This window comes from Allobosea sp. Root670, assembly GCF_001429415.1.
Lineage (GTDB): Bacteria > Pseudomonadota > Alphaproteobacteria > Rhizobiales > Beijerinckiaceae > Allobosea > Allobosea robiniae.
In genome coordinates this window covers 126,834-152,281 of record NZ_LMJU01000016.1, presented here as the reverse complement: position 1 = coordinate 152,281, position 25,448 = coordinate 126,834, and the positions used below count along the sequence as shown (strand labels likewise).

At 62.7% G+C, this 25,448-nt stretch carries 18 protein-coding genes, 8 pseudogenes and 2 other annotated features; of the genes and pseudogenes, 16 read left to right on the top strand and 10 right to left on the bottom strand.

Annotated elements, in window-relative coordinates; translation table 11 throughout:
* Together ASE61_RS27210 and ASE61_RS16140 are read right to left on the bottom strand one after the other, a co-directional pair.
* Window positions 1–332 (bottom strand): annotated as a pseudogene (locus ASE61_RS27210) (SulP family inorganic anion transporter); the annotation flags it as partial.
* Window positions 333–616: 284 nt separating this feature from the next.
* Window positions 617–672: a sequence feature (sul1 is cis-regulatory element that is thought to sense ions involved in sulfur or methionine metabolism; They are found in Alphaproteobacteria), on the bottom strand.
* Between the two features lie 128 nt (window positions 673–800).
* Window positions 801–856, bottom strand: a sequence feature (sul1 is cis-regulatory element that is thought to sense ions involved in sulfur or methionine metabolism; They are found in Alphaproteobacteria).
* Window positions 857–2,552: 1,696 nt separating this feature from the next.
* Entirely contained in the window at window positions 2,553–2,837 is a 285-nt protein-coding gene (locus ASE61_RS16140) for a hypothetical protein (RefSeq protein ID WP_162260109.1), read from the bottom strand.
* On the opposite strand from ASE61_RS16140, the pseudogene ASE61_RS27595 reads away from it, so the two are divergent.
* From ASE61_RS27595 to ASE61_RS27200, 5 genes and pseudogenes are all read left to right on the top strand, one after another.
* Window positions 2,800–3,000: pseudogene (locus ASE61_RS27595) on the top strand (transposase); the annotation flags it as partial. The gene ASE61_RS16140 and the pseudogene ASE61_RS27595 overlap by 38 nt on opposite strands.
* Window positions 3,000–3,611: an IS5 family transposase gene (locus ASE61_RS16135; RefSeq protein ID WP_156407128.1), complete on the top strand. Its 612-nt coding sequence runs from the start codon at window positions 3,000–3,002 to the stop codon at window positions 3,609–3,611. The pseudogene ASE61_RS27595 and the gene ASE61_RS16135, both read left to right, overlap by 1 nt.
* A 112-nt stretch (window positions 3,612–3,723) precedes the next feature.
* A pseudogene (locus ASE61_RS16130) lies at window positions 3,724–3,972 on the top strand (transposase); the annotation flags it as partial.
* Between the two features lie 224 nt (window positions 3,973–4,196).
* Window positions 4,197–5,570, top strand: a complete 1,374-nt coding sequence (locus tag ASE61_RS16125; protein WP_061968572.1) for an IS110 family transposase — start codon at window positions 4,197–4,199, stop codon at window positions 5,568–5,570.
* Window positions 5,571–5,575: 5 nt separating this feature from the next.
* Window positions 5,576–5,752 (top strand): annotated as a pseudogene (locus ASE61_RS27200) (IS3 family transposase); the annotation flags it as partial.
* A 136-nt stretch (window positions 5,753–5,888) separates the two neighbouring features.
* On the opposite strand, the pseudogene ASE61_RS16115 reads toward ASE61_RS27200, so the two are convergent.
* Window positions 5,889–6,949 (bottom strand): annotated as a pseudogene (locus tag ASE61_RS16115) (transposase).
* A 943-nt stretch (window positions 6,950–7,892) separates the two neighbouring features.
* On the opposite strand from ASE61_RS16115, the gene ASE61_RS16100 reads away from it, so the two are divergent.
* Window positions 7,893–8,264, top strand: coding sequence for an antitoxin Xre-like helix-turn-helix domain-containing protein (locus ASE61_RS16100; protein WP_061968564.1), 372 nt, complete (start codon window positions 7,893–7,895; stop codon window positions 8,262–8,264).
* 250 nt (window positions 8,265–8,514) lie between these two features.
* Here ASE61_RS16100 and ASE61_RS16095 read toward each other — a convergent pair whose 3' ends face one another.
* Entirely contained in the window at window positions 8,515–9,516 is a 1,002-nt protein-coding gene (locus ASE61_RS16095) for a DUF3394 domain-containing protein (RefSeq protein WP_244492878.1), read from the bottom strand.
* A 504-nt stretch (window positions 9,517–10,020) separates the two neighbouring features.
* Between ASE61_RS16095 and ASE61_RS16090 the strand changes: the two genes are divergently transcribed.
* From ASE61_RS16090 to ASE61_RS26025, 4 genes are all read left to right on the top strand, one after another.
* Entirely contained in the window at window positions 10,021–11,514 is a 1,494-nt protein-coding gene (locus tag ASE61_RS16090) for an AAA family ATPase (protein ID WP_061968561.1), read from the top strand.
* Window positions 11,515–11,522: 8 nt separating this feature from the next.
* Window positions 11,523–12,305, top strand: coding sequence for a metallophosphoesterase (locus tag ASE61_RS16085; protein WP_061968559.1), 783 nt, complete (start codon window positions 11,523–11,525; stop codon window positions 12,303–12,305).
* A 228-nt stretch (window positions 12,306–12,533) separates the two neighbouring features.
* Window positions 12,534–12,761 (top strand): hypothetical protein, encoded by a 228-nt coding sequence (locus tag ASE61_RS26835; RefSeq protein ID WP_162260104.1) that lies wholly within the window; start codon window positions 12,534–12,536, stop codon window positions 12,759–12,761.
* Complete coding sequence (locus ASE61_RS26025) at window positions 12,730–13,179, top strand: transposase (RefSeq protein WP_156407124.1); 450 nt, start codon at window positions 12,730–12,732, stop codon at window positions 13,177–13,179. The genes ASE61_RS26835 and ASE61_RS26025 overlap by 32 nt, the downstream gene beginning before the upstream one ends.
* Here the strand turns inward: ASE61_RS26025 and ASE61_RS26830 are convergent.
* Window positions 13,103–13,407: pseudogene (locus ASE61_RS26830) on the bottom strand (ParB N-terminal domain-containing protein); the annotation flags it as partial. The gene ASE61_RS26025 and the pseudogene ASE61_RS26830 sit on opposite strands and share 77 nt — an antisense overlap.
* 216 nt (window positions 13,408–13,623) lie before the next feature.
* Here ASE61_RS26830 and ASE61_RS16080 point away from each other — a divergent pair.
* Together ASE61_RS16080 and ASE61_RS16075 are read left to right on the top strand one after the other, a co-directional pair.
* The gene (locus ASE61_RS16080; RefSeq protein ID WP_061968557.1) at window positions 13,624–13,974 is read left to right on the top strand and encodes an antitoxin Xre/MbcA/ParS toxin-binding domain-containing protein; all 351 of its coding nucleotides are present in this window, start codon (window positions 13,624–13,626) and stop codon (window positions 13,972–13,974) included.
* Window positions 13,975–13,982: 8 nt separating this feature from the next.
* Window positions 13,983–14,480 carry an RES family NAD+ phosphorylase gene (locus tag ASE61_RS16075; protein ID WP_061968556.1) on the top strand — a complete coding sequence of 166 codons (498 nt, stop codon included), beginning with the start codon at window positions 13,983–13,985 and terminating at the stop codon, window positions 14,478–14,480.
* Between the two features lie 72 nt (window positions 14,481–14,552).
* On the opposite strand, the pseudogene ASE61_RS26020 reads toward ASE61_RS16075, so the two are convergent.
* A pseudogene (locus ASE61_RS26020) lies at window positions 14,553–15,694 on the bottom strand (helicase-related protein); the annotation flags it as partial.
* A gap of 245 nt (window positions 15,695–15,939) precedes the next feature.
* Complete coding sequence (locus tag ASE61_RS16055) at window positions 15,940–16,122, bottom strand: hypothetical protein (RefSeq protein WP_061968549.1); 183 nt, start codon at window positions 16,120–16,122, stop codon at window positions 15,940–15,942.
* 545 nt (window positions 16,123–16,667) lie between these two features.
* Here ASE61_RS16055 and ASE61_RS27590 point away from each other — a divergent pair.
* From ASE61_RS27590 to ASE61_RS27195, 3 genes and pseudogenes are all read left to right on the top strand, one after another.
* Entirely contained in the window at window positions 16,668–17,027 is a 360-nt protein-coding gene (locus tag ASE61_RS27590) for a plasmid mobilization protein (protein ID WP_156407123.1), read from the top strand.
* Window positions 17,028–17,101: 74 nt separating this feature from the next.
* Window positions 17,102–18,820: a relaxase/mobilization nuclease domain-containing protein gene (locus ASE61_RS26540; RefSeq protein ID WP_156407122.1), complete on the top strand. Its 1,719-nt coding sequence runs from the start codon at window positions 17,102–17,104 to the stop codon at window positions 18,818–18,820.
* Window positions 18,821–19,158: 338 nt separating this feature from the next.
* Window positions 19,159–20,207, top strand: a pseudogene (locus ASE61_RS27195) (IS630 family transposase).
* A 349-nt stretch (window positions 20,208–20,556) separates the two neighbouring features.
* On the opposite strand, the gene ASE61_RS16020 reads toward ASE61_RS27195, so the two are convergent.
* Together ASE61_RS16020 and ASE61_RS16015 are read right to left on the bottom strand one after the other, a co-directional pair.
* The gene (locus ASE61_RS16020) at window positions 20,557–22,065 is read right to left on the bottom strand and encodes a M81 family metallopeptidase (RefSeq protein WP_061968540.1); all 1,509 of its coding nucleotides are present in this window, start codon (window positions 22,063–22,065) and stop codon (window positions 20,557–20,559) included.
* Window positions 22,062–23,642: an ABC transporter substrate-binding protein gene (locus ASE61_RS16015; protein ID WP_061968538.1), complete on the bottom strand. Its 1,581-nt coding sequence runs from the start codon at window positions 23,640–23,642 to the stop codon at window positions 22,062–22,064. The genes ASE61_RS16020 and ASE61_RS16015 overlap by 4 nt, the downstream gene beginning before the upstream one ends.
* Window positions 23,643–23,982: 340 nt before the next feature.
* On the opposite strand from ASE61_RS16015, the gene ASE61_RS16010 reads away from it, so the two are divergent.
* Complete coding sequence (locus ASE61_RS16010) at window positions 23,983–24,288, top strand: hypothetical protein (RefSeq protein ID WP_061968536.1); 306 nt, start codon at window positions 23,983–23,985, stop codon at window positions 24,286–24,288.
* Window positions 24,289–24,366: 78 nt separating this feature from the next.
* Here ASE61_RS16010 and ASE61_RS16005 read toward each other — a convergent pair whose 3' ends face one another.
* A complete protein-coding gene (locus ASE61_RS16005; RefSeq protein WP_061968534.1) occupies window positions 24,367–25,281 on the bottom strand; it encodes a hydrogen peroxide-inducible genes activator in 915 nt (304 codons plus the stop codon).
* Window positions 25,282–25,448: the final 167 nt, after the last annotated feature.

The following is a 25,448-nucleotide window of genomic DNA, read 5'->3' as shown; positions in this document are numbered from 1 at the left end:
GCATAGGTCTGCCAGGCCTCGCCCATCAGATGCGGCATTTGCGCGGCGAAGATCAGGATCGCCAGCGCGTTGACAAAGCCGGTGCGGACCGATTGCGAGAYGAAGCGCATCAGYACGCCCAGTCGCAGCACGCCGAAGATAATCTGGAGCAGCCCCGCCAGCAGGCCCGCCGCCAGCAGGTAGGACAGGCCGTGCGAGGCGACGAGCGGCGCYGCAACCAGAGCGACAGAGCCYGCGGCGGCCGAGACCATGGCCGGGCGCCCGCCCGTGAAGGCGATAACGATGCCGATGACGAACGATCCGAAGAGGCCGACCTGTGGATCGACGCCGGCNGCGGCGGCCGAGACCATGGCCGGGCGCCCGCCCGTGAAGGCGATAACGATGCCGATGACGAACGATCCGAAGAGGCCGACCTGTGGATCGACGCCGGCCGCGAATGAGAAGGCGATGACCTCGGGAATGAGGGCGAAGGTGGCGACCGCGCCGGCAAGAAGTTCACGCGGCGKATTGGTCAGCCATTCGCGCCGAAGGGTGGTSATGAGCATTGTGGTCTCGCAAGGCAACGTCGGCGGCCGGCTGATGAGGCGGGCACGAAGAGCGACGGAGAGGCCTGTTGCGTGGTCCGGCGGATCGGCGGCCGGAAGAGCCACCCGGGATTTCACCGGGTCCGAGTTAGTGGGAGCGTTATAACCACCAGATCGAGCGGCACAACCGCCGATCGAGCGGCAACTGCTTAACTGCCTGACTGCAAGACTTTGATGAGTCCGCCTTGGGGCGAAATAGGCCNGAGAGGCCTGTTGCGTGGTCCGGCGGATCGGCGGCCGGAAGAGCCACCCGGGATTTCACCGGGTCCGAGTTAGTGGGAGCGTTATAACCACCAGATCGCGCGGCACAACCGCCGATCGAGCGGCAACTGCTTAACTGCCTGACTGCAGGACTTCGATGAGTCCGCCTTGGGGCGAAATAGGCCGTTCAGCCGCTGATATGTAATGTCCGCTCCAGGGCAAGTACCCAGCGTCCGCTTGTGGCGCGAGGCTGACGGCAAGCCAGGTTAGCCCGAGACATCCGGTATGGGCCGAGAGCGGAAGGCCAAGCAGGCCTCTATGAACTACGATCCGACTTAGACGTTGACGATTGCCTCTGCCTCACGATGCTGCAAAGCAAGGGGGGCGCCGTCGCCATGAATTTCCGCTTTCTCGTAGCAAGCCTGCTGATCGGAATTGGCATATGCTTCGGTCTTTCGCTCATAATTGGCAGTCGATCCTTGCGGGCTCATTTCTTACCGCCGAGCGGTCCGTTCGCTGAGCGTCTCGCGAAAATTGAGTATGACAACAGGGGACGTCCAATCCAAAGCGCCACGGAAGCTTTGAATGACCTTTTCCCCTCGAATCGATATAAGATAACGTTGAAGGGTCCGCAGAGTCCCGTAAATCGAGCTTTACAGGCAGCAAGATTTACCTGCTCACCGCTTCATAAGGGCTTAGGGATCGAGTCTCGTGTTTATCGGAATGATGCTGCGGGTTACAGCCCTCAGGGCTGTCGGCTCGACTGGATGATTATAATCGATCTTTCCTCGACAATGCCCGAGAGACGGCACGCATACGTGCGAGCTGATTGCTGAGTGGGTTCAGCGTCGGCTGCACGCCAGGAGCGGTCTCTACGCGGCTATCGCGCTAGGTTCATTGTCTTCAGAGCGGCTAGGGCATGATTTGTCTGCCCGGCGAGGCCGTCGATCGCGAGTAGGATTTCGGGAATGCGCAAATCGTTCGACACAGCCGTAATAACACTGTGCCGTGCGGTGGCTTTGATCATCTGCTTCGTGCTGGCAGTCACTCTGCATGCTTCCGGGCTGCAATGGTGGGCTCTATCGTTCATTGGAGGCTTGGTGCTGGGCCGCCGTCCGATGAGAACCTCCATCTTGGGGGGCGCGATTTTCATGTTCTTGATCACGGCCGTGTCGCGAGAAGCACTGGGGGGCTGGTTAGTTGCGGGCCTAATCATGGCAGCCGCATTCCTGATGGGAGTTTGTCTTATCCGGGTCGCGCAGAGGGGGCGGACAGTCCTATGACAAATCGACTTTAATGACCGTACCGGGTCGGAAACGGACTTAGGGGCCACTTTTCGTCAATCGGCTCTGTTTGCCGATGCGGCTCCTAAGTTCATCCATCAAGTCTTTGATCTCGCATTCAACGACGTAGAGGTCGCCGAGCGAGTGTCCCGTCACTGCGCCGACAGTCAGACGGCCCCGCAGCCGATAGAAGATGCGAGCGTGCAATGGCCCTCTCCCAAATGGCATAGCAATGCCGAGACGGAAGGCCCATCGATTTAGCGCGTTCTTCGTTTCCGATATGAGCCAATTGCGCTGGGTGATGCGGGCTTCCAGTTGGTCGGGTAGCTCGTTTTCGCTAAGCTTGGCGAGGTCGTCCCGAAGATTGATGCCAAGCCTCAAGGGTGCCCCCGAATTCGGTGGCTCACGATGGCCCGAATTCCGCGTCGCGACAACTGCTGCAATGGGTCGAAAGCGGCATCCCTTGCCGAGATCGCGACTACGTTCAAAATTCTTCCGTGTCCTCAATGGCGATCTTCACGTAGGCGTCGTCGTCCGGGAGAACCTCGCTGTCATCCCACTTCTCAAGCTCCACAGATGTTGCGCTATGCACGAAGACGAAAAAGGGGTGATGGCGGTCATTGATAGTGAAATTCGCTTGGAAGCGCCTGTATCTCAGCTTTTCTAGGCGGTGTGGACGGATTGCCGCATGTCCCTCGGGGAGGATTCCTCTGATGCCGATTGTCTGATTCATGGAGAGCCGACTGATTTGGAGGTCGGTGATGTCCACGAAGATGGCGGATAGGGACTGGTCGGTGGCGCTGGACGTGTTCCGCGCCTCGCTGCCGCGCCGGGGCGACAAGGGCCGCAACGATCGGCTGTTCCTCGAGGCCCTGCACTATTTCTCGGTCCACAACATCACCTGGCGTGCGCTGCCGGAGCGCTTCGGCAAATGGAACAGCATCTGGAAGCGCTTCGACCGGCTGAGCAAGGCGGGCGTGTTCGAGACCTTCTTCGATCACCTCGCCTCGCTGTCGTCATCGGCACACCTCGTGCAGCTGTTCGACTCGACCATCGTGCGCGCCCATGTCTCGGCGGCAGGAGCCAAAGGGGGCAGAACGGTCAGGCGCTCGGGCGTTCCCGTGGCGGCTTCTCCACCAAGATCCACCTGAAGACCGATTTCGACGGCCATCCCATCGCCTTCGACCTGACGGGCGGCGAGAAGGGCGATGCGCCACATTTCCCGATCCTGCTCGGGCTCGGCCCCGAGGTCGATCCACGCGCTGCCGTCGCCGACAAAGGATATGCCAGCAAGGCCAACCGGCACGCGGCGCGCTCACGAGGCATCATCCCGGTCATTCCGCACAAGACGAACGAGAAGGACAAGCCCGGCTTCTTCGCGAAAGCCCTCTATCGCGGGCGAGCCCGCATCGAGCAGGCCGTCGGAAAGCTCAAGCGCTTCAAGCGGGTCGCCCTACGCTGCGAAAAGACCAGGCGAAACTTCGCATCCATCGTCGCGCTCGCGGCGGCGTTCATCTTGGTCAAATCCGTCCACACCGCCTAGGCCTAGGGGCGAAGTGAGTTCAACGCGTAGGTAGAACTGGAGATCGTAACCCTGGACTGCGCCCGGTCCGTTAGACATCGCCGACCTATCCTTTGAGCATAGGAGGTTGGTCATGAGTTCGCAGAGATTTGCACCGGAATTCAAGGATGAGGCGGTCAGACAGGTCGCCGAGCGGGGCTACTCCGTGCCCGATGTCGCGGCGCGGCTGGGCGTCTCGGCACACAGCCTTTACAAGTGGGTCAAGGCTGCTTCACCCGACAGATCCGAGCAGCAATCGAAGGAGTTGCTGGAAGCCAGAAGCGAGATCCTCCGGCTGCGAGCTGAGATGCGAAGGGTTGAAGAGGAGCGTGATCTTCTAAAAAACCATCGCGGATCGGTTCCGCCTGTGGGGGAGAAACAGCTCGGTGCCATACTGTGGCGGGAAGGGAGCGGCCGTTGGCTTTTTGGTGGCGTTTGACCCCGTTAAAAAACATGGTCCATGGGCTGTCGCGAGCTTGAGAGTGGTGACGTCCTCGGACGATCCCGATTAGGAAGTTGATTGACTGCGCTGCCCAGCCCTTCGCCTCGAAAATCAGGAGAGGTGAGATGAAGCGCGATAAACCCTCTGGTTCCCGGTCTTCCGATTTGACGACGGTGCATGTGAACGCGGCTGCGATCGACATCGGAGCCACGATGCATATGGCGGCGGTGGGCGCGGATCGCTCGTCCGAGCCGGTGCGCAGCTTCGGCACGTTCACGGCCGATCTCTGCCGCTTGGCCGACTGGTTCGCGGAATGCGGCGTGAAGACCGTGGTAATGGAATCGACCGGTGTCTACTGGATCCCAATCTTCGAGCTGCTGGATGAGCGTGGCTTCGAGGTCTTTCTGGTCAACGCAAGCGATGCCAAACATGTACCCGGGCGCAAGACCGACGTCAGCGACGCTCAATGGCTGCAGCGGCTTCATTCCCATGGTCTGCTGCGCGCCAGCTTCCGGCCGAAGGGCGAGATCGCCGAGCTTCGGGCCTATCTGCGTCAGCGGGAGCGCCTGCTGGACTATGCCGCCTCGCATATTCAGCACATGCAGAAGGCGCTGACTGAGATGAACCTCCAGCTTCATCACGTCGTGTCGGACGTCACGGGAGCGACCGGCCTTCGCATCATCCGGGCGATCGTGGCCGGCGAGCGTGACCCGGCCGTGCTGGCCATGCTGCGCGATACCCGCTGCCATGCGGATGCCGAGACGATCCAGAAGGCCTTGGGGGGCCACTATCGATCCGAGCATCTGTTCGCCCTCGAACAGGCCCTCGGCCTGTACGAAGCCTACCAGGAACGAGCCCAGGCGTGCGACGTGCGGATCGAGGCCGTCCTCAAAGCACTGAGCACCCTTCGCGATCGGCAAACCGTTCCCATGCCGCCGCCGCGTCAGCGGGGAAGCCGGCAATCGAACGGACCCGGGTTCGATGTGCGCGGTGCGCTCTACGGTCTGCTCGGCAAGGATTTGACGCAAATCCACGGCATGGGGCCCTATCTCGCGCTCAAGCTGATCGCCGAATGCGGCGACGACCTCTCAGCATGGCCGACGGCAAAGCACTTCACGTCCCGGCTCTGTCTGGCTCCCAGCAACAAGATCTCCGGCGGCAAGGTTCTGTCGTCACGGACACGACGCTCGGGCAGCAGAGCGGCGGCGCTGTTGCGACTGGCCGCGACAACCATCGGTCGAACCGACACCGCCCTGGGAGCCTTCTACCGTCGCCTTTCAACCCGTACCGGCAAGGCGAAGGCCGTCACCGCGACCGCTCGCAAGATCGCGGTGCTGTTCTACAATGCTGTCCGCCACGGGATGGATTACGTCGATCCAGGAGCTTCGTCCTACGAGGCACGTTATCGGGCCCGGGTCATCGACAATCTGCAGCGGCGGGCTAAGACCTTCGGCTTTGTCCTCCAGCCTGCCGGCCTCGCGGTGGATGCCGTTTCTTAGGAAGCCGCGCGGTACTTTGCCAGGCAACCCGAGTGAAGTACCGCTTCATGAACGAGCACCGGCATGAATATGCCGTCACGCTGATGTGCCGTGTCCTGCGGGTTGCCCGGGCCGGATTTTATGCATGGCTTCATGCCCCGGTGTCTGATCGCGACACCGAGGATGCCCGGTTGCTGGAGCTGGAGACCCGCAAGAACCTGGTGATTTCGGCGAGGGCGGCGGTGGCGCCGGGCGCGAGAGCGAAGATCGGCGTCTGCGGGGTCTGATCAGCGACCGACGGTGGCCGATTTCAGTGCGTCTACCGGATTCCGGGCGGACTCATCCCCTGGCGCCGGCACGCTCATGGAAGATCAGCCTGTCGAAATTGTAGGCGATGTTGGCGAGGGTCAGTTTCGCCTCGGCTCTCGCCAGGCCAATGGTGCGGATGAACAAGCCGAACCGGTTCTTCTGGCGGGCGAAGACATGTTCGACGGCTGCCCGGATCACTGACTTGCCGGCATTGGCGCGCGCGACATGCTGCGGCATCGGCCGCCCCGCCGGCTTGCGGCGATGGATCCGGCTGACCAGCATCTTCGCCGAAAGCCACTTCTCGTTTGACTGCGAGCGATAGGCGCTGTCGGCCCAGACTTCGGAAGAGGTGTTCTGCGTCGTCACCAGCCGCGGCAGCATCCGCCCGTCCGCCTGTGAAGCCGAGGTTACCGCGCTCTCGCGGATGAAGCCGAAGCGCCGGTCGATGGCGATATGGGATTTGTAGCCGAACACCGGCAAGGCGATCTGCGGCAAGGGTGTGCCGTCCGGCCGATACCGGATCTTGCCGCCGATCTTGAGCGTCCAGCGCGCATCGACGTCCTTCTGCGCCGCCTTGTTCGGCTCGTCCGGCCAGATCTCCTTCGCCGTCTTGCCGGCCTTGATCGCCTCCTTCTCGCCGTCGCTGTTGCGCTGCTTCGGTGCTGGCACAAGCGAGGCATCGACGATCTGGCCCGACATCGGGATGTAGCCCTTCTTCTGCAATTGCCAGTCGAAGGCCTTCATCACCCGCCGCAGCGTGCCGGTCTCGGTCAGCCTGTTGCGGAAGTGCCGGATCGTGTTCTCGTCCGGGCTCAGTCCGCCGAGGTCGAAGCGCAGGAAGCGCATCCAGGACAGACGGTCCCGGATCATGAACTCCATCTTCGCGTCACTGAGATTGTGCTGAACCTGCAGGATCAACGCCTTGAACATCGGCGCCCACCCTTGCTGCCGTCGCCATAGCCGAGCCCTTCGACAAGCCAGCCGCGGAAATACTCAAAATCGACGGCCTGCTCCAGGACCTCCAGTGGATCGCCAATCTGGCTCAGGCGCTCAAGATGCTCCGACAACCCGAAAAACGACCGCTGTTCCATGAGCCCGCCCGCCGATCGTGCTGATGGCCGAGTGAATCATGAAACCGACGAGATCGGTAGGTTCTTGCGGGTCTCCAGCTGGGGAACTCCCAGGATCGCGCAGGATTCGCTAGCCTCGGATAGACTATCCTATCCTATCCTATCATTTGATGGCGACGACTATCATTTGGGGTCACGCAGCTTCCAGCGCTACCACCCTGGCCTGCCGGTCCTCGATCGCCGCCTTCGTGGTCGCCGTGAACTCGTCCAGCAGGACGCCGATCGACATCAGGATAACCGAGCTGCCCGGGATCAGGCCTCCGAATGCAATCCTCGCCCACGCGGCGGACGCGCCAAGCGCCTCGTTGACAGTGAATTTGTTTGCGATCAACAAAGTCCGGGCTCGATCCTACCGGTACCATCTCGCCTAGGCTGTAATTCTTGGTGCATCATACCGCTGGACGGCGGTTTCTCGATTGGGGGTAAAGAACAGGCCGACTGAGAAGTCGGCGAGATCCCGTTGCGAATATCGAGAGCGATGTCCTAGACGTCTTTCGACGGGAGAGACGGGCGGCAGACGAGCTGATCGCCCTCGATTCGCGCCGAGATAACATGACCGACGACGCTCTCCGTATTGCAGTCATGGTCTCGGAGAAGCGGCCAGTTGGGCGCTTCAGTGAAGTTCGCGAGGCCAGCCATCGACCGCACCTCGTCGACCAGCTGATTGCCTCGATAGGTCAGGCCCGGCGTCTCGGTTGCGAGAACGAATTCGAGCTCGTTCAGATCGGCGTCAGAGGTGCTAATGCCTTCGCACACGACGATAGCTGCAGACCGCCTAGTTTGGCGCATATCTCCGGTTGAGGGCTTTGGCGGCGGCATTCGGATGTCCCGGTGTGAAGGGATTATCCCGAAACTCGGACTGCGAATTATAGTATACAGGCTAGCGAGAAACCTGAGTTGCGGTATGCCTCCGTTGATTACCAGTGACGAGGCGGCAGCGGCCGCTCGGGCCGTCGTCCATGTGGTCGCTCGCTGGCGACTGAGCGACGCCCAGGCCTGCGAAATCTTGGGTGGGATTTCGCAGCGAACTTGGTCACGGTGGAAGGCTGGTCAATTTGGCCGGATCAGCCGGGACCTGGCAGATCGGCTGGGGATGCTTGTCGGCATCCACGCCGCCCTGCGCGTGATCTTCACCGACAAGGAGCGCGGGTACGCTTGGGTATCAAGGCCCAACGCCATCTACGGCGGCCGTTCGCCTGCCGAGGTCATGGCTGATGGATCGATGTTCGCGCTCGCCCGTGTCTACAAATACGTGACAACAGAGGTCGCAGCCTGATCCCATTGGCGCTCAATACCGATGGGTGGCGGGCTGTGCGCGCGCGGTGCAGGTGCAGTGCACGCGCTCTGCGCCTCACGTTAGAATGTTGACACTGTCGCCAGACGCGGCCTCGAGGATGTCGCGTTCTCGGTTTCCTTCGCCGCGATGCGGTCGATTTCCTGTCCCTGCAAGCCAAGGTACTGCCGCGAGACCTGGCCAGTGTCGTCAGGCCGGCGTTCACAGTCTCGATCATATCTGCCAGTCTGTCTCATAGGCGTCCCAGAGCGGGCGGCCGGCCGGAGGCGTCCAAATGCCCGCTGCAGCGCAAAGGTCGATGAAGTGCTGTCGTATCGGGTTCAGCATCTGATGGATCAGCGCTTCGTGATGGATATTCACTCTCCGCTGCGTTCCGAGACCTCGGAACTTGATCGAGCGATCCGAACGATGTCTCGGGCCGCGGGGCCGAGCCCGACCGGGAGCGCAGGCCGACTTCACCACGTCCGGCTGCACGGCCCCCCGCCGTGACCGGCCCGACACTCCGCGTCGGCAGCGGGCGGTCGCGCTGCGGCCATTGGAACGCGAACATCGCCGCGGCCAACCCAAGCCCGAGTAAATCCGTTAGCCAGTCCGGCTTCACCAGGCAGAAGGCCGCGCCGACGAGAAGCACGCGTTCCCAGGAAGCGCAGCGCCGCAGCAGATAGCCATGCAGACCGGCTGCGACCAGCCCGATCCCCAGGCAGGAACAGACGAAGCGCCAGATGATCGTCGGCCAGTCACCGATCATCAGCAGCGCGGGCTCGTAAACGAACATGAAGGGCACGATGAAGCCCGTTGCGCCGATCTTCACCGCCGCCCAGCCGCTAGTCCAGAGATCGGCCTTCGCCAGCCTGGCCGCGGCATAGACCGCGAGCGCGACCGGCGGTGTGATCGCCGACAGGATGGCAAAGTAGAAGGCGAACATTTGCGCCGCCGGCATCATGACGCCGAGCTTGATCAGGGCCGGCACAAGCAGAGAGGTCATCACGATATAGGCCGGTGTGGTCGGCATCCCCATGCCGAGCACGATGCCGGCGACACCGGTCAGGATAAGGGCCAGCAGCAGATAGTTCTGCGACAGGCCGATCACGGCCTGAGTGAAGACGATGCCCGCCCCGGTCAGGGCCACGATGCCGATCACGATGCCTGCACAGGCGCAGGCGAGCGCCACGGCGAGCGCGTTGCGGGAGCCGTCGATCATAACGTCGATGATGATCGGGACGCGCACGTTCACGCGCGCCGAAGCCCGCGGGGCCGCGACCGGAAAGCACAGGAAGCATTCCCTCGAAGCGCGGCGCCGCTTCCATGTCGAACGCTATACCTGTCTCATTTCACGAAGCGGGTGCGAGCCGCCTCGCAATTTATCTGGATGATTTGAATGTGCTCCCTGCTGAGGATAACAACAACGCTAAATACGGCCATCAAGGGCTTTTCGGTAGATCCGGTTCTTAATCCTTGCAAAGGACGATTCGAGGATCCGCCAAAACGCGATGCCGGCCTGGTAATTGAATTAGGCTTTCAAATAATCGAAGTTGAATAACAATTACAAGATATTCCGTGGATCGAGAAATTTGGTTTTTGACGCTGTGGCGAATGCAGATGTGTCACGCGTGACCATTACAGCTGTTACGGTTTTCAGCGCATCACAAAGTCCGCGATAACGGACATTGGAAATTTATTGTGACGTTCTACGCTGAATTTGCTTGCGTTGATGTCAACGATTGCAGCAACTGTCAGCATGCGATTCAGCGATGATGATCTGCCGCCGGAGGAGGACGACGAGGGTGATGCCTCAGCGCCCGACCTGCGACGCGTTACCCTCTGGCGGTACGTCCTAATGGAGAAGCTGCGGCCTGACACTAAGCGTGAACTCGTGGCTGAAATACTCGCTGAGGTGCCGCACCTCTCCACAGCATGCCAGAGCTGGATCGAGGCCGAGGCAGATCAGGCCGGTATCTCACTCGCTGATCAGCTCGATGTCGAGGCTGGCCGAGCAGGCCATCCACTCCTGCGAGAATTCGCTGACACCGTGCTTGCGCTCAGCATCTCTGGGCTGGAGCTCCATCGGACGCATCAGCAGCGGCTCACGGGCTCGCTGGTGAATTCCTGGAAGCTCGGCGGGCCGAAGACCACGGATCCCCGCGCTATCGCCAGGGCCATCACAATCACAGTCGGCGCAATGTTAATTGCGCATTGGATGCGGCTGAGCGTGTTCAATCGCGAATTCATCACCTCGTGCGAGGTCACAGGGGGAGTCATCACCGACGAGCTAGCGAAGGCCGAGCGCGAGGTACTGCTAAGCGATCTCCGCAAGAACGGTGGCCTTGCAGATCACGCCGCCGAGCTTTGGATTGATGACACGCCGTCCAAACCTACATCTGGCGTGATCATTGGCAAGGGCGAGGTCGATACCGGCCGTGACCAGCCCTATTTCAAGGCAATCAAGAAGGTGATTGGCGTCCCGGTGCCTTTGATCGAGTCGCCTGACCTGGCGGCCGTTCAGGCGGTGCTTCTGGGAGAGACACCTTGGGCGGCCGAGGCGATCAGGCTGATCGTCGCTGATCTGGCCGGGCGAACCAGCGCTCGCCTATCGCCCATCTTGCTCGTGGGCCCGCCCGGCGGCGGCAAATCCGAGCTGGTGAGGCGACTCGGTGAGCTCCTTGGAGTTGGCGTCTGGATCGCCTCGGCGACGACCGAGGCATCGTCGGCAATCGCTGGCACCGCTCGTCGATGGTCGTCAGCTGAACCTTGTCATCCTTTCCAGGCGATCGCTCGCTTCGGCCACGCTAACCCGATTTTTCTGATTGACGAACTCGATAAGGCCGGGACGGGAACGCTTAATGGCCGGTTCTGGGATGCGTTGCTGCCATTCGTTGACCCCGCGTCGGCTGCTCGCTTCATGGACCCCGCTGCGATGATCGAGATCGACCTCGGCCACGTGAGCTTCCTCGCCACAGCCAACTCGATCGCGGCCATTCCACAGGTGCTCCTGGACCGCTTCCGCGTGTTCGAGATCCCGGCGCCGCGTCGTGAACATCTGCCCGACATCTTGCCAACCATGCTGAGGCGCGCAGCCCAGTCACGCGGACTGCGACACGAGTGGATCGAGCCGTTCGACGAGGCGGAGACAGCCGTCATCCGTTCGAGGTGGACCAACGGTTCGCTCCGGTCACTGCAGCGCCTGGTGGCTGGCATCCTACGCAGTCGAGAGAAGCTGGCCTTGCGCCACTAGGAGATGACGTGCGCATTCTGCTGATGAGCGATTTGCATCTGGAACTCGCTGGCTTCGAGATTCCTGACGACCTGCCGGAATTCGACGTTGCGGTTTTCGCCGGGGACTTATGGGAGCCGATCCGGCATTCGATCCAGTGGATTTCTCTCAACCAGGTCACCAAGCTCCGCGCCAAGCCAGCGATCCTAGTGAACGGCAATCACGAATTCTACGGCCACGAGGTCCACCTATCGCGCCAGCACGGTCAGCAGGCGGCCAAGGACCTTGGGGTCGATCTCCTCGATCCTGGCTCTGTCGTCATCGACGGCGTTCGCTTCATCGGCGCAACGCTATGGACTGATTTTGGCCTCCTCGGCACGCCCGAGGCCAGCAAGGACCGCGCTCACCGGGGCATGAATGACTACCTCGCGATCAGCATCACCGAGGGTAATCGGATCAATTATCTTAGCCCTAACGACACGCAGCGGCTGCATCGATTCGACCGGGCGTTCATCGAGTCGGAGTTGTCTAAGCCATTCGACGGACCGACGGTTATCGTCACCCACCACGGTCCGCATCTGAACTCGGTGCCGGCGATCTACCGTGGCGACCCGTTATCGCCTGCCTTCTGCTCAGATCTCTCAGAGCTGATCGAGCAGTACCAGCCGGACGTCTGGGTCCATGGTCACGACCACCACCACCACGACTACCACGTCGGTCGGACCCGGATCCTCGCCAATCCGGCTGGCTACGAGCGCGACGGGGTGCGGGACAACGTACTCTGGGACCCGCGCTTTATCTTCGAGGTTTAGGCTGCCCCGGCGGGCTTGTTCGCGCGGCGTTCTGCCTTCCAGCAATCCCAGATCTCCTGCTGGATCTCTGAGGGCTCGGCACGATCTTCATCGATAAACTGAGCGTTTAACCAATCCAATGCAGGCCTGCTCTCTTCGGCTCGCACATCACCTTCATCTCAACGATACTTGGACGCGCCGTCTAGTCGAACTCCAGTGCGACCTCGTTGTGGGTACGACGACATTCCGATGTCGCGCTACCCAGAACTCGACTCGCTCTCCATGCGCGCCTGCCAGCACTTCGATTCTCGCGGGCAGAATGGCTTCGGAGGTTTCGTTCGAGACGACGTTTGCAAGGTGTGGGGTAAGCGCCAAGGGCCACCGCGTAGCGGTTCTGGCGCTGATCTGAGATTCTTCACGCTGTTTGGAGACGAAGGATCTGCTGATGAAAATTTCTATATCTACGCCGATGCCTGATGACAGAAATTGTCATGTGATCGATGCCTTGGAGATTCGGCCGTTTTGGGGACGGCGGGGCTGGTCGGTTGAGGCAAAGGTGCGGCTTGTCGCGGAGACCTACACAGCCGGGGCGAATGTTTCGACGATCGCTCGACGAGCCGGGATGGCGCCGTCGCAGTTGTTCGGCTGGCGGCGGCAGGCACTGGACAGCGGGGCGTTCGCCCCCGCAGCCGAATGCGACCCGCCGCTGAGCTTCACGCGCTTTGAGGCTGCGCGCAGCGCGCCGGTCGAAATCGTGGTGGGCGACTCGTGCTGGCCCCGATGTCACGAGCGACCATCTTGCGCCGGTGCTGCGAGCGGTTCAGGCTCTCTCGCGCGTGGTTCTCGACCATCGAGCGCATGCCGCCATTGTCGTTCGCGGGCTCGACGACGATGACGTCGATCTCTTCCAGGCCGGCGCAATGGCCTGCTTCACGCAGGGGTGGCCGCTATCGATGATGTAGGCCTCGCCGCCGTCCGTTTCCGGCGTGACGATAGAGGACTGGACGACGCCGACTGCCTTGATCGTCGGCAGCAGCACATCTGCGTGCGGGCTGGATTTCGTCTGGCGAGCACGGTTGGGATTGTCCTTCAGCGCGCGCGGACGGACTTTCGTGAGACGCATGGTGTTGTTCCTTCAAGGAGTTGCGGACGCAGGCCTTTGCCGGTCCTTTTCCGTCGTCTTCCCGAAGCCCCTCCGGCCCGCGGACCGGGCAGGCCGGTGCAACTGCGGCCGAGCAGCCCCGCCCGGCCGCACAAGCGGGCGGGCGGGGCTGCACGTGACGACGGGCTGGGACCGCGAGCGATGCGATTGAGCGCCAGCGTCACCAGCCTGTCCGAGATGGGCCTTGCCCAATATGCCGATGGCGGACTGTTCTCTCCGCGCAAGATCGCCAGCGCCCTGCGCACCACGAGCGAAGAGATCGCCCGGACGGCCGGCCTCGGGAAGGACGCGATCCAGCGGAAGGATCGCATTCGCTCGGACAAGACACAGCGGCGTCTCCGGGAAATGACCGAGATCGTCAACAAGGTCGAGCCGCGGTTCGGCTCAGCCCTGATGGCTTATGCCTGGTATCGGTCCGAACCGCTGCCTGGTTTCTCGGGCTTCACGGCGATGCAGGTCGTCCGCGACGGCCGCGCCGACGAGGTCCTCGACTTTATCGACGCGGTCGACGCCGGCATTCACGCCTGATCTCGCCGATGGAGTTTCGAGGGACGCTCTACCGGGCGCTCAACCCGATCTATGCGCGCGAACCGATGTCGGGACGCGGCGCGGAGCTCCACGGAGGCCGGTTCAACCGAAGAGGGACGCCGGCGCTCTACACGTCGTTGTCGGTCGTGACCGCCCTGCGCGAGGCCAATCAAGCAGGCTCGCTCCATCCAACGACGCTCGTCTTCTATGGCGCGGAATTCGGGAAACTCTTCGACACGCGGGACGATATCGCACTGCGATCCGAGGGCATGGACGATGCCCGCCTCGCCGACCCGACCTGGCGCGATCAGATGAAGGCTGCCGGAGAGGCGAAGACGCAAGCCTTCGCCGGGAGGCTCGCTGTGGCTGGCTATCACGGGTTTCTGGTAAGGAGCTTCGCGCCCGGCGCGACCCGAGACGATGTGAACCTCGTTCTTTGGGACTGGAGCGATGCGGCGCCCTGCCGGCTTACGTTGATCGACGACGAAGGTCGCCTGCCGCGATAGCTGCGGCGCGGACCTTCCTATCGGCATGAAAAGGACCAACTGCGCGACGGCGCAGCCGGCCGGGCCGGTGGCTCAAACGGCGATAGCCCCCGACATTTGAATGCCATCGATATCCTTCGACAGTGCGGCATCCACCTCTGTGAGTTGCCGATGCTTTTCGGCGAGTTCCTCCGCAGAGGCGAATTCGCCCTCCCCGCACGTCCGGTACGAGCCGAGCCTGCGGCGGGCATCGCCCAGGCGCTGGCGATAGCGTTCGCGCTCACCCTTGAAGTCTTCGAGGGCATGTTCGAGACGGAAGACGCGCCGCGTGGTGTGACGGTCATCGGAAGGTTGATCTCGTGGTCGGCGGGGTGCGCATGAGCTGGGTCGTGTAGCGATAGCCCTCCTTACCGAAGCGCTGGTCTTCATATTCGAGATCGAAGCCGCCGATCGAGGCAATCACGACCTGCCTCTCCTGCTGGAGCTGCACGAGCGTCAGGATCTCCTTCATCAGGGCGCGGCCTCCCTCCTTGCGCTGAACATAGGTGGTGTCGGTAACGCGCATCGCGAATTCATCGCCGGCGGTCGGAACGCGGCGCGCGATATCGCGGCCGACTTCGTCGATCCGCCGGGTCGCGATCTCTATGTTACGCTCGGCATCGCGGACGTGCCGGCGCACGGCGAACAGGTCGTCGCGGTGTGCGGTGCGAAGCCGCTCAAGCCGGGCGATATCGGCTTCGAGATCAGCCTTCTCCATGAGCCGCTGATCGTCACTGGCGATCGCTTTGACCATGGCGAACTAGTTGGCCTGTTCTTCGCCGAGATCCTCTAGCCTGCGGATCGAGGTATAGCCTGAGAGCGCGGCGGCGATGGAAACGGGCGTTGCGCTCGCTTTTCTGCCGCATGGTCGCATCGAGCGAACCTTCCGTCGCATATGAGTAGATATCGACTTGCGTATGCTGATTGCCTTGGCGGACGATGCGACCTTCGCGCTGCTCTATATGCGAGGGCAGCCATGGCATATCGAGGTGATGCAGCGCCTTCAAGCGGAGCTGGGCATTGACGCCGGAGCCCATGGTCTGGGAAGAGCCGATGAGGACGCGAACCCTGCCGGCACGCACGTCCGCGAACAGCCGCTGCTTCGCCTCGGACTTTTTGTAATCCTGCATATAGGCTTCCGCCGCCGGTACGCCGCGGCGCACGAGCTCGTCCTTGATCCTACGATAGGCGGAAAACCTCAACCCCAAATCCGTAGGGTCTCGACGAGGCGCTTACCTTCGAACGAGAACTTCGACGGCATAACGCCGGTGGCTAGCCGGATCGCAGCGGAGGCGCTGGACGCGGAAGCCGCGAGCGCGACATCGTCGAGGCTGCGTCCGGCGACAGGTCAACATCCCGACCTGACGTGCAATGCGCGTGCTCTGCGCCTGCACAGCGGGAGCACTGCATGCCATTCATCGGTGCTGAACACCAATGAGGCTCATCTGGCAGCCTCTGTGGCCACGTACTCGTATATGCGAGCCAGCACGAACATGGACCCATTGGCCATGACGTCAGCGGGCCAGCGGTCGTCGTAGAAATCATTGGGCCGCGAAACCCACGCGTAGCCACGCTGCTTATCAGTGAACATCGTGCGAAGGTCGGCGGGGATGCCGACGAGCATTCCCAACCTCGCCGCTAGATCATCGCTGATCCGTCCGAGATGACCTGACTTCCAGCGTGACCAGGACCGTCTTGAGATGCCGCCATGATCTCACAGGCCTGCCGAGCACTCAGATCCCAATGGTCGAACAGCTGCGCGCTAGCTCGTGCCGACGCGCCAGCTTCATTATTGATGATCGTCAGCTCGGCAGTCCAAGTGGTCATGACGTGTACACGATACGACGAGGTTCCGGGCGTCGTTGATGTGCTGCTCGCCGATACCTGGACGGTCTTATGGGATTGGCAAGGCTACCAAGGCTACTAGGCTCATTCGTAAAGATTGAGCCGCGCGGCTGTCGGAAAGCTTCTCCTGGTCGGCACTTCAAAGTCCATCGATGGGTGCTCGTCTCTGCGATGAACGGCGCTTGAGCTGCTCTCAGGCAGGGTCGCTTCTTCTATGCATCCTGGGAGGCTATCCGAAGATAGCCAGCAGGGCGCGGTTACACCGCATCGTCTGGCCAGGGGGCTGCCGCCCCATTGGAACCCCGCCGGAGGCGTTTACGATCCATGGCATCCGAGAGCCGTAAAACTACGAAAACCATAGGGCTGCGTCTGACGCCAATCGAGCACAAGCTTGTGCTCGATGCGGCGACGTCTGTCGGGCTCGGGCCGTCGACTTTCGCTCGCGAGGCGATACTGGCGAGGGCTAGTGCCCCGGTGTCTCCTCGGCGTCGGAAGCGCGATGGTCTGCGAATCCAGGTTGGTAACTGGACGGGCGAGGCAAATAGGCTCGGCAATGATCTTAACCAGCTTGCGAAACACGCCAGTCAGGGCGGGCGCGTGGATGCTGGTGCTCTCAATGCGCTGCAGGCCGAAATCCGCGCGCTCCATGAGGCTGTACTGACCGTTGCCGGATCTTCCGGATGATCGGGAACGTTGTCTCGCACGGTCGAAATGCACGTGACGCCCGCAACCTCGTCTCTCATCTCCTGAAGACGGAGATGAACGAGCGGATCGAAGTGCGTGTCGATAACATGCTTGTTGGAGACTTTCCGGGTGCGCTGCGGGACATGCAGTCGATGCGGGATAGTACCAACGCCGATGCTGCCTTTTTTCACATCAGCATCAGTCCGTCCATACAGATGAGCGACGAGGATGTGCATCGTGCAGGCGATATTGTGCTGCGGCACCTTGGCATGGCTGATCACGGCTGTGCCCGGGTGCTGCATGATAAGCCGCGAGTCGCTGGCACCGGCGGCACGCATCTTCACCTAGTAGTGGCTCGGGTGGGGCCGGACCGGACCGTGATGCGGGCGGGGCTAGACAAGATCAATGTCGAGACAGCCTGCAGGCTCGCGGAATTCGAGCTTGGCGAGATGCGAACGCTCGGGCGCCACTATCGCAGCTCCCTCCGGTATTTCGAGAAGTTCCGACCTGAAGTAGCTGCATGGCTAGCCGCCGGCCTTGGGCCTCAGCCGGAGCTGCCGCGCGGCACTGTCACCCCGGATCAGCGCAGGGTATTGGAAAGAAAAGGTGTCGACTTCCGAGAGACGCGCGAGGTCGTGCGCGAGGCATGGGCGCGAAGCGACGGGCCTCAGGCAATGTGCGCGTCCCTGTTGGAGCAGGGCTTATCGGTGCTTGCGGGTGACAAAACGGGGGTGTGGATCGTCAAGCGCAACGGCGAATTCGTCGGGGCGCTCGACCGCCTCGCGAAGGTAACACAGGCCGAGGTCTCGGCTTTCATGAAGAAGCCGTATGAGCTAGCAAGAGTCTCCGATCCGCGCGTAGGCCGAGACGATCTTGGCCCAAACCAAACAGATGGGGTGCATCGCGAGCCGCAAGAGCGACCTAGCCCAGTTCTTGTCGGAAACGTTTCTGCCGGACTGCCGCCAGGAGCTGGGCGAGAGACCAGTTCTTACGCCGCTGGACGACGTATTGAAAATCCTCTTATACCAATGCGAGATGCTGCTCCGCATCGACGCTCGGCTCGACGTGCTCGAACAGCAGTCATCGATCTAGCGCGGGCAGATCTTCCACCGTCGGCCCATGATCTTCGGGGCGCTACCGCGCGGATACACGCGCAAGCGAGTACGGAATATGCGGTTGCGATGGGTGAGCTCGATCGGCGAGCAGCTGCGGCGCGCGCCCGGATCGCCGACGCGGTCTCGGTGATTGAGGTGCCGTCCAGTCTCGTCGATGCCTCTGATCGGGCCGTTGTCGCGCGTGGGGCGCTGATAAAAGCTGAAGGCAGGGAGGCGGCCGCGCGGGCTACTTTGGAGGCAGCGAAGGCGACGCGGCCTAGCGGACCAATTGCGTGGATCACCGGCAGGGGCATTGCCGCTGACGAGCAAATTCAGTTGCTCGAACGTAGACTGAGGGCCGCAGTGGCAGACGTTGAGGCGCGCCGGATCGTTGCCGCTGGAGCTGACGTGCGCGAGAGCAGGGAATTTCGCGCTCATGCCGCAATCGAGGCTGAGCATCGGCTCCGACAGGTCGAATTGCAGGAGCTCGGGCGCAGGGATCTCGCTTGGGTCGACCGGCTGCGCAATATCCTGGAAGCCCGGCCAGCGTGGGCCGCATATGGCGTGGATGCGCTGTCGCAGCACATCATGCGCGCTAACATCGTTCGTCTGGCTGAAGAAGCTAGGTTGCGCGAAGAAGAGCATCGTAGCCGACAAGCCGAGTTCCGGAATTATAGGCCGCGAGGGCCCACCCGCTGATGTTACCGGCCGGGGTAGCCTCCCTGCTTCCAGCTAAGACGCTTCAGCACTGCGGAGCGCGTCACGGGCCCCGCTCCCGCTCGACTTTGCCGACCGTTCCTCGCGCATCTTGGCCGGGAAGGCCACCTCCTGGGTGACGAATGAAGGCGCGGCCTCACCAGCGCGCCGCTGTGCTTTGCCAGGATGAAGGACCACGATCCGCGCCACCGCTCCCTTTTCAACCGAGCGTCGCATACCTTCCTTGCGAAGGAAACGGCCGTCCGCGTTCGTGCTCATCATACCAGCGGCTGCTGAGGCTGACTCACGATGGCTTTTCGAGGGTCGGTTTCGCTGATTCCATGGACGCGGGAGGATTCGCGCCATGCCTGCTGCGGTGGGCCGGCTCCAGACACGCCAACCAAAATCGCCGACTTTTGTCGTTGGCCGCTGTTCTCGACGGCATGGATCGGGAGCAGGCCGCACGGATCGGCAGGAGGGACCGCCAGACGCTACGTGACTGGGTCCATCGGTTCAACGAGCACGGCCCGAGGGGCAGAAGGATATCCGCTCGAAGGGCCATCCGCCTCGGCTTTCGGCTGATCAACTCGCCGCCTTGGCGACCCTCGTCGAGAACGGCCCCGACCGCGCCGTCGATGGCGTGGTACGCTGGCGCCTCATCGATCTGAAGCGGGTGATCGAGGAGCACTTCGGCGTCGATTATCACGAGCGCATGATCGCCAAGCTGCTAAAGTAGATCGCCTTCTCCCACATCAGCGCCCGCCCGCCCGCACCACCCAGCCCAGGATGAGTGCGTGATCGAGGCGTTCAAAAAAACTTCGCGGCGACGCTGAAAGCCCATCTCGCCCACGTCTCCAGACGCAAGCGAATCGAGCTCTGGTTTCAGGACGAGGCCCGCATCGGCCAGAAGAATGGCCTTGTCCGGCGATGGGCCAAGCGCGGAACCAAGCCGCGCCAGCCTGCCGACCAGCGCTATGAAAGCGCCCATCTCTTCGGGGCGATTTGCCCGGCCCGCGGCGTCGGCGCGGCGCTGGCCACGCCCTTCGCAGACACCCACGTCATGCAAGCCCATCTCAGAGAGATCGCCAGGACGGTGGCCAAGAGCGCTCATGCTGGCCTGCTGCTCGACCGTGCTGGATGGCACACCACCGGCAAGCTTGCCGTACCTAGGAACGTCTCCCTGATCTTCCTGTCCTCGCGCGCTCCGGAGCTCAACCCGGTCGAGAATGTCTGGCAGCATCTGCGCGCCAATTGGCTCTCCAATCGCGTCTTCGACACCTATGCCGATATCCTCGATGCGGCCTGCGACGCCTGGAACCGCGTGATCGACGAGCCAAAAACCATCACATCCATCGGGATGCGGAATTGGGCTCATATCAGTCAATCATGAGGGCCGATGGTATGATTGGTGCCTTTCGCGAAGGCGCCGGGAACGACGATCGTGGTCTCAATGCCCCAGCGCGCGAGTTCGCGGGCATGTGTGTGAATCGGCGCAGGGTCTCGAAGCTGATCGGCATTGCAAGTCGCTGGAGTTGAACAACATGGCAGGGTCATTCGGTGGCGCCGGATGACACCTATCGATGTCGCGCCGCACGAGCGAAAGCGTCACCGCCTGCGCCAAAGATCTCCTGACGCGCAGGACAGGAGCTCGATCAGCCATGATCACGCTCCTCATCCTCGTCATCATGTGCCCAGACCGGTTCGAGTTGGACTGCGTCGTCAGCCAGCGGCCTGACGCGTCAGCCTCCCGCCGAAAAGCACGGGCTGCCATAGGGATAGTAGTCTGCCAGCGTGAGATGCTTGTAGGCGAGTGCGTCGAGATGCACCGTGCCCATGAAGGGCTCGGGCGGCTCGACCAGGAGGATGGTGGGCGCAAAGCCGCTATCGTCGAAGCCCCGGCGGAAATGCACGCGCGACTTGATCGCGATCACATCGAAATCCCGGGGTTCAAGCCCGAGCTGCCAGAGCTCCGCAGGCTCGACGATCTGGACGAGATAGAGGCTGAGCACCAGCACATTGCCCTTGCCGAATTCGACGCAGATCCAGTCCTTGCCATTGCCGCGCGCATTCGTTGCCGGGCCCACGGATCGCAGCGTGCCGGAGATGCGGACGGGCGCACCGGCCGATTCGTCGAAGAGGCCGCCGATCTCCGCATCGAAGGCGTCGCCCGGCTTCGCGCCGGACGCGATCACGGATCGAACCGCCTCGGGTGAGGCGATCGTGGCGATCAGGGTGCGCTCCAGCTTTTGCGCCACGATCTCCTGAAGGAGCCAGGTGGCGTAGCCTGAGCGATCGCTGTAGTCGGCGAGCACGACGGGCCCCTTGCCGCCGGCGACAGCCTCGCGGGCCAGAGCGACAGCCTCCTTCGCCTTGTAGATCTTGACGGTATCTAGCAGCGCCTGGCGCCGGCGCCAGATCCAATCCGCCATGTCGCGCAGGACGCGCTCGGCGAGGCCGGGGTCGTTGTTTGTCAGCACCTGCAGCGACATGCCGGCATCGGGGACGTCGGACCAGGGAAAGCCGAAGAACACGTTGACGAAGACATCGGGCTCGCGTGCCTCCCAGATCAGCGCACGCTGGATGAGGTCGGACCAGGGCGAGGCGCCGGTCCACATCACCACCGTCGGCGCGATGATCGGGATGCGCAGGGTCCGATGCACAGGCTTGAAGCTGCCGCGGATCGAGCGGACCAGCATGCGCGCCGCGCGCTCGCCTTGCAGATGCATGTCGTAATGCGGGAAGTATTTCACGCAGAACGCCATATCGGCCTGTTCGAGGAAGGCTTCGTCCTCGTTGCCGTGCGGGTCGAAGGTCGCGGTGATGAAGGCGCTCTTGCCCACCACCTCGCGGACGCGCCGGGCGATGTCGGCTTCCGGCTTCGGCACCCCGCGCACGGCGAGCGCGCCATGGAGCGCGAGATAGACGCCGTCGAATTGCGGCTGCGCCTTTAGCTCCGCGATCATGATGCCGAGGAAATGCTCGTAGGCGTCCTCGGTCACCCAGCCCGAGCCCGTTCCGGTCCGCGGCCAGAGCGGCGAGGTGATGCCGATCAGCTCGACATCCTCGAACTCGCTGATGACCTGCACGAAGCCGCCCATGTAGCCTTTGGGATCGGTGGCAAGCAGGTCCTCGCCGGAGGCCGGAGATCCCGGATAGATGAAATCCTCCCGCGTCGTGTCGTTGGGAAGGAACGTCACCGTCTCATGAGCGAACTGAAGAACGGCGATCCGAAGCTTGGAATGTGTCACAGCGGCCTGACGTCGTAGAACTGGGCGAAACCGATACGCATGCCGGTGATCCCGCGATAGGCCGTCTTTTCGTAGTAGGCGCCGAGCGGGATATAGGGCACGTCGATGAAGAACTGCTTCTGGATCTCGGCACAGATCGCCTTCTGGGCCGCGACATCCTTGGCGGCGAACCAGTCGAGCCTGAGCTCTTCGAGGCGCGGCGATGTAGGCCAGCCGAACCAGGCCTTGTCGCCATTGCCGCGGATGCCGAGCTGGCTGGCGGGATCGAAATTATTGGTGCCGTTCAGATAGGTGAGGAAGATGCTCCAGCCACCCTTGTCGACCGGCTGCCGGCTGGCGCGGCGCTGGACGACCGTGCCCCAGTCGGTCGAGACCAGCTCGACGTTCATGCCGGATTTCTGCAGGGCATCGGCCGCCACGGCCGCGAGCGCATGGGTCGAGGGGTAGTCGGTCGGATCGAGCAGCACGACGCGCTCGCCCTTGTAGCCGGCCTCCGCCAGGGCGCGTTTGACGGCGGCGAAATCGCGCTTGCCGACCAGCACCTCGGTCCCGGCCGTCGTCGCCATTGGCGTGTCCGGGCTGAAGACGCCGACATGATCCTTCCAGAGCGAGCGCTCGTCCCCGGCAACCGCCGTCATGCACTCGCTCTGGTCGATGGCGCCGAGCAGCGCCCGCCGGATCGCCGGATTGTCGAAGGGCGGGTGCAGCGCGTTGAAGCGCAGGCAGCCGATGCCGCCGGCCGGGTCAAGACCCTCCAGCTTGAGGCCCGGTTTGCCTTTCAGCGCAGCCTGGAGATCGGGCGTCGGGTTCTGCCACCAGTCGATCTCGCCGTTGCTGAGCGCATTCGCGGCCGTTTGCGGATCGGGGATGATGTGCCATTCGATTCGCTCGAAATGCGCCTGCTTCGGGCCCGCGGTGAAGGTGGCGGAGCCATCGGCGCGCGGAACATAATCGGCAAACCGCTCATAGACGGTCAGCGCACCCGGGACGCGCTCATCGGCCCTGAAGCGGAACGGCCCGCTGCCGATCATCTCGGTGACCTGTTTGTTGGGGTCGGTGATGGCGAAGCGCTCGGGCATGATGCAGGGCATCGAGGTTCCCGTCTTGCCGAGCGCCGCCGGCAGCAGCGGGAAAGGCCGCTTGAGCCGGAACTTCACGACGCGATCGGATTCGGCCGAGAGCTCGTCGGTCGCATCCATCAGGGCGCGGCCGAAGGCGTCGCGTGCCGAGAAACGGCGAATGCTCGGCACGACGTCCTGCGCGCGGACCGGTTCGCCATCATGGAAGCGCAAGCCCTCGCGCAGCGTCAGCCGCCAGAGCTTGCCATCGTCCTCGACCGTATGACCGGCCACCATCTGCGGCTCGAAACCGTAGGCGGCGTTCTGGCCGTAAAGCGTATCGAAGACGAGGTAGCCGTGATTGCGCGTCACGGTCGCCGTCGTCCAGACCGGGTCGACGATCGCGACGTCCGATTCCGGAATGAATTTCAGCAGTTTCGTCGGCTGCGCGAGAGCCGGCTTTGCAATCGCGGAGACCGCAGCACCCGCAGCGACACCCAGAAATGTCCGACGCTTCATGCCGTGAGCCCTCTGTCGAGGAGATGGAAAGGACGCTTAAGGTCGCGTCGCTGCAATCCCAATGCACCGATCCTAGAATGGCCGAATTGGCGGGCGCAAGCGCTTTGCGGACCTGTGTACCGGCCGCGCCATGCACGTTGAGCGCATCACCGCCCTTCCATTCCTCGGCATTGAAACCGTGTCGCACCCTTGCGAAACTCGGCCTTCGAATGGCGTTGCGGAAAGCCGGAGCCTGATAATAGGGCGGCAATCGGTGCGTGATGAACGTAAGCCAACAACGCGGTTCATGAACCGTTGAGGCGTTGGCGCGTTTAATACGATCGGATCAAGGAGAAAACATATGCGCAAATTCCTCGTACTTGCTGCCCTGGGCCTTGGCGTTTCGCTGGCCGCCCCGGCGATGGCTTCGGAACAGCTGCCCGCGTCGATGGCGCAGCGATTGGACAAGCAGAACGCAGAATACACCTGGTCGGCCGCCGCCGAACGGCGGCACATGATTATGCGCGAGTCGATGCGGCAGCAGCGTCACGGGCGAGGCGGCGGCTATGGCTATGGTCCCCGTCGTGGCTATGGCCCGGGTTATGGCTACGGCCCGCGTCCCGGCTACGGCCCGCGCCCCCATTATCGTCGTCACCGCGGCTGGTAATCGGGACGCAGAGTACTCGCAACGGATCGGCGGCCCGGTGACGGGCCGCTTTTTTTCGACCTCGATCGGAGCTGTTCGTCAGATCGGGGACAGCACGCATCCTTGCCGCAGGATGTCGTGTTCCTGACGGACGATCTCGCCGACCTGCATGAAATGCTCGGCCAGGGGATTCGTCTTGCGCCAGACCAGGCCGATGCTGCGCGCCGGCCGCGGCTCCGCCAGCCGGGCGATGCTGACCTCCACGGCGGATGTTTCTGCGGCTACCGCCATCTCCGGGATCAGCGTCACGCCCATGCCGGCGCCGACCATGCGCACCAGCGTCGCCAGCGAGCTGCCTTCCATCGGGTCCTGCGACAGGCCGGGCGTCATCCTGCAGAAGGCCAGCGCCTGATCGCGGAAGCAATGGCCCTCCTCCAGGAGCAGCAGGCGCATCGCGCGCAGGCTCTCGACGCCCGGCGGCGGCTTGCCGCGGTCGGCCAGGGCGCGCACCAGGACGAACTCCTCCTCGAACAGCGGATGATCCTGAAGCGACGGCTCGGAGACGGGCAGGGCCATCACCGCGACATCGAGGCCGCCGGTGATGAGGTCCTCGGTCAGCTTGCCGGTCACCGCCTCGCGCGGACGCAGGTCGACGGCGGGAAATCGCTCCGTCAGGCGCCGGATCACTGCCGGCAGCAGATAGGGCGCGACCGTCGGGATCATGCCGATGCGCAATCGCCCGCCGAGCGACGGGCTCGAAGCCCGGGCCAGATCGGCCAGTTCGTCGACCGAACGCAGGATCTGCTGCGCCCGCCCGGCAAAGGCCTCGCCGAGGCTGGTCAGCCGGATCTGCCGGCGATCGCGCTCGACCAGCTGCGCGCCGAGCAGCGCCTCCAGATCCTTGACCTGCAGCGACAGCGCCGGCTGGCTGATGGCGCAGGCATCCGCCGCGCGGCCGAAATGGCGGTGCTGCGCCAAGGCCGCGAAATAGCGCAGATGCTTGATCGATATCATTTGAAAAAATTATCGTAGTGATTTGAAAATTCAAGTTCTCATTATGGTCGCTTTTCCCTAGAACCATTCGAATGGAACGGCGCGGTATCTGCGAGGGCGGATGCGGGACGTAGCCGTGTTCCGGCGTGAGGCGGCGATCGCCTTCCGGAAAGATCCAATTCAGCAGG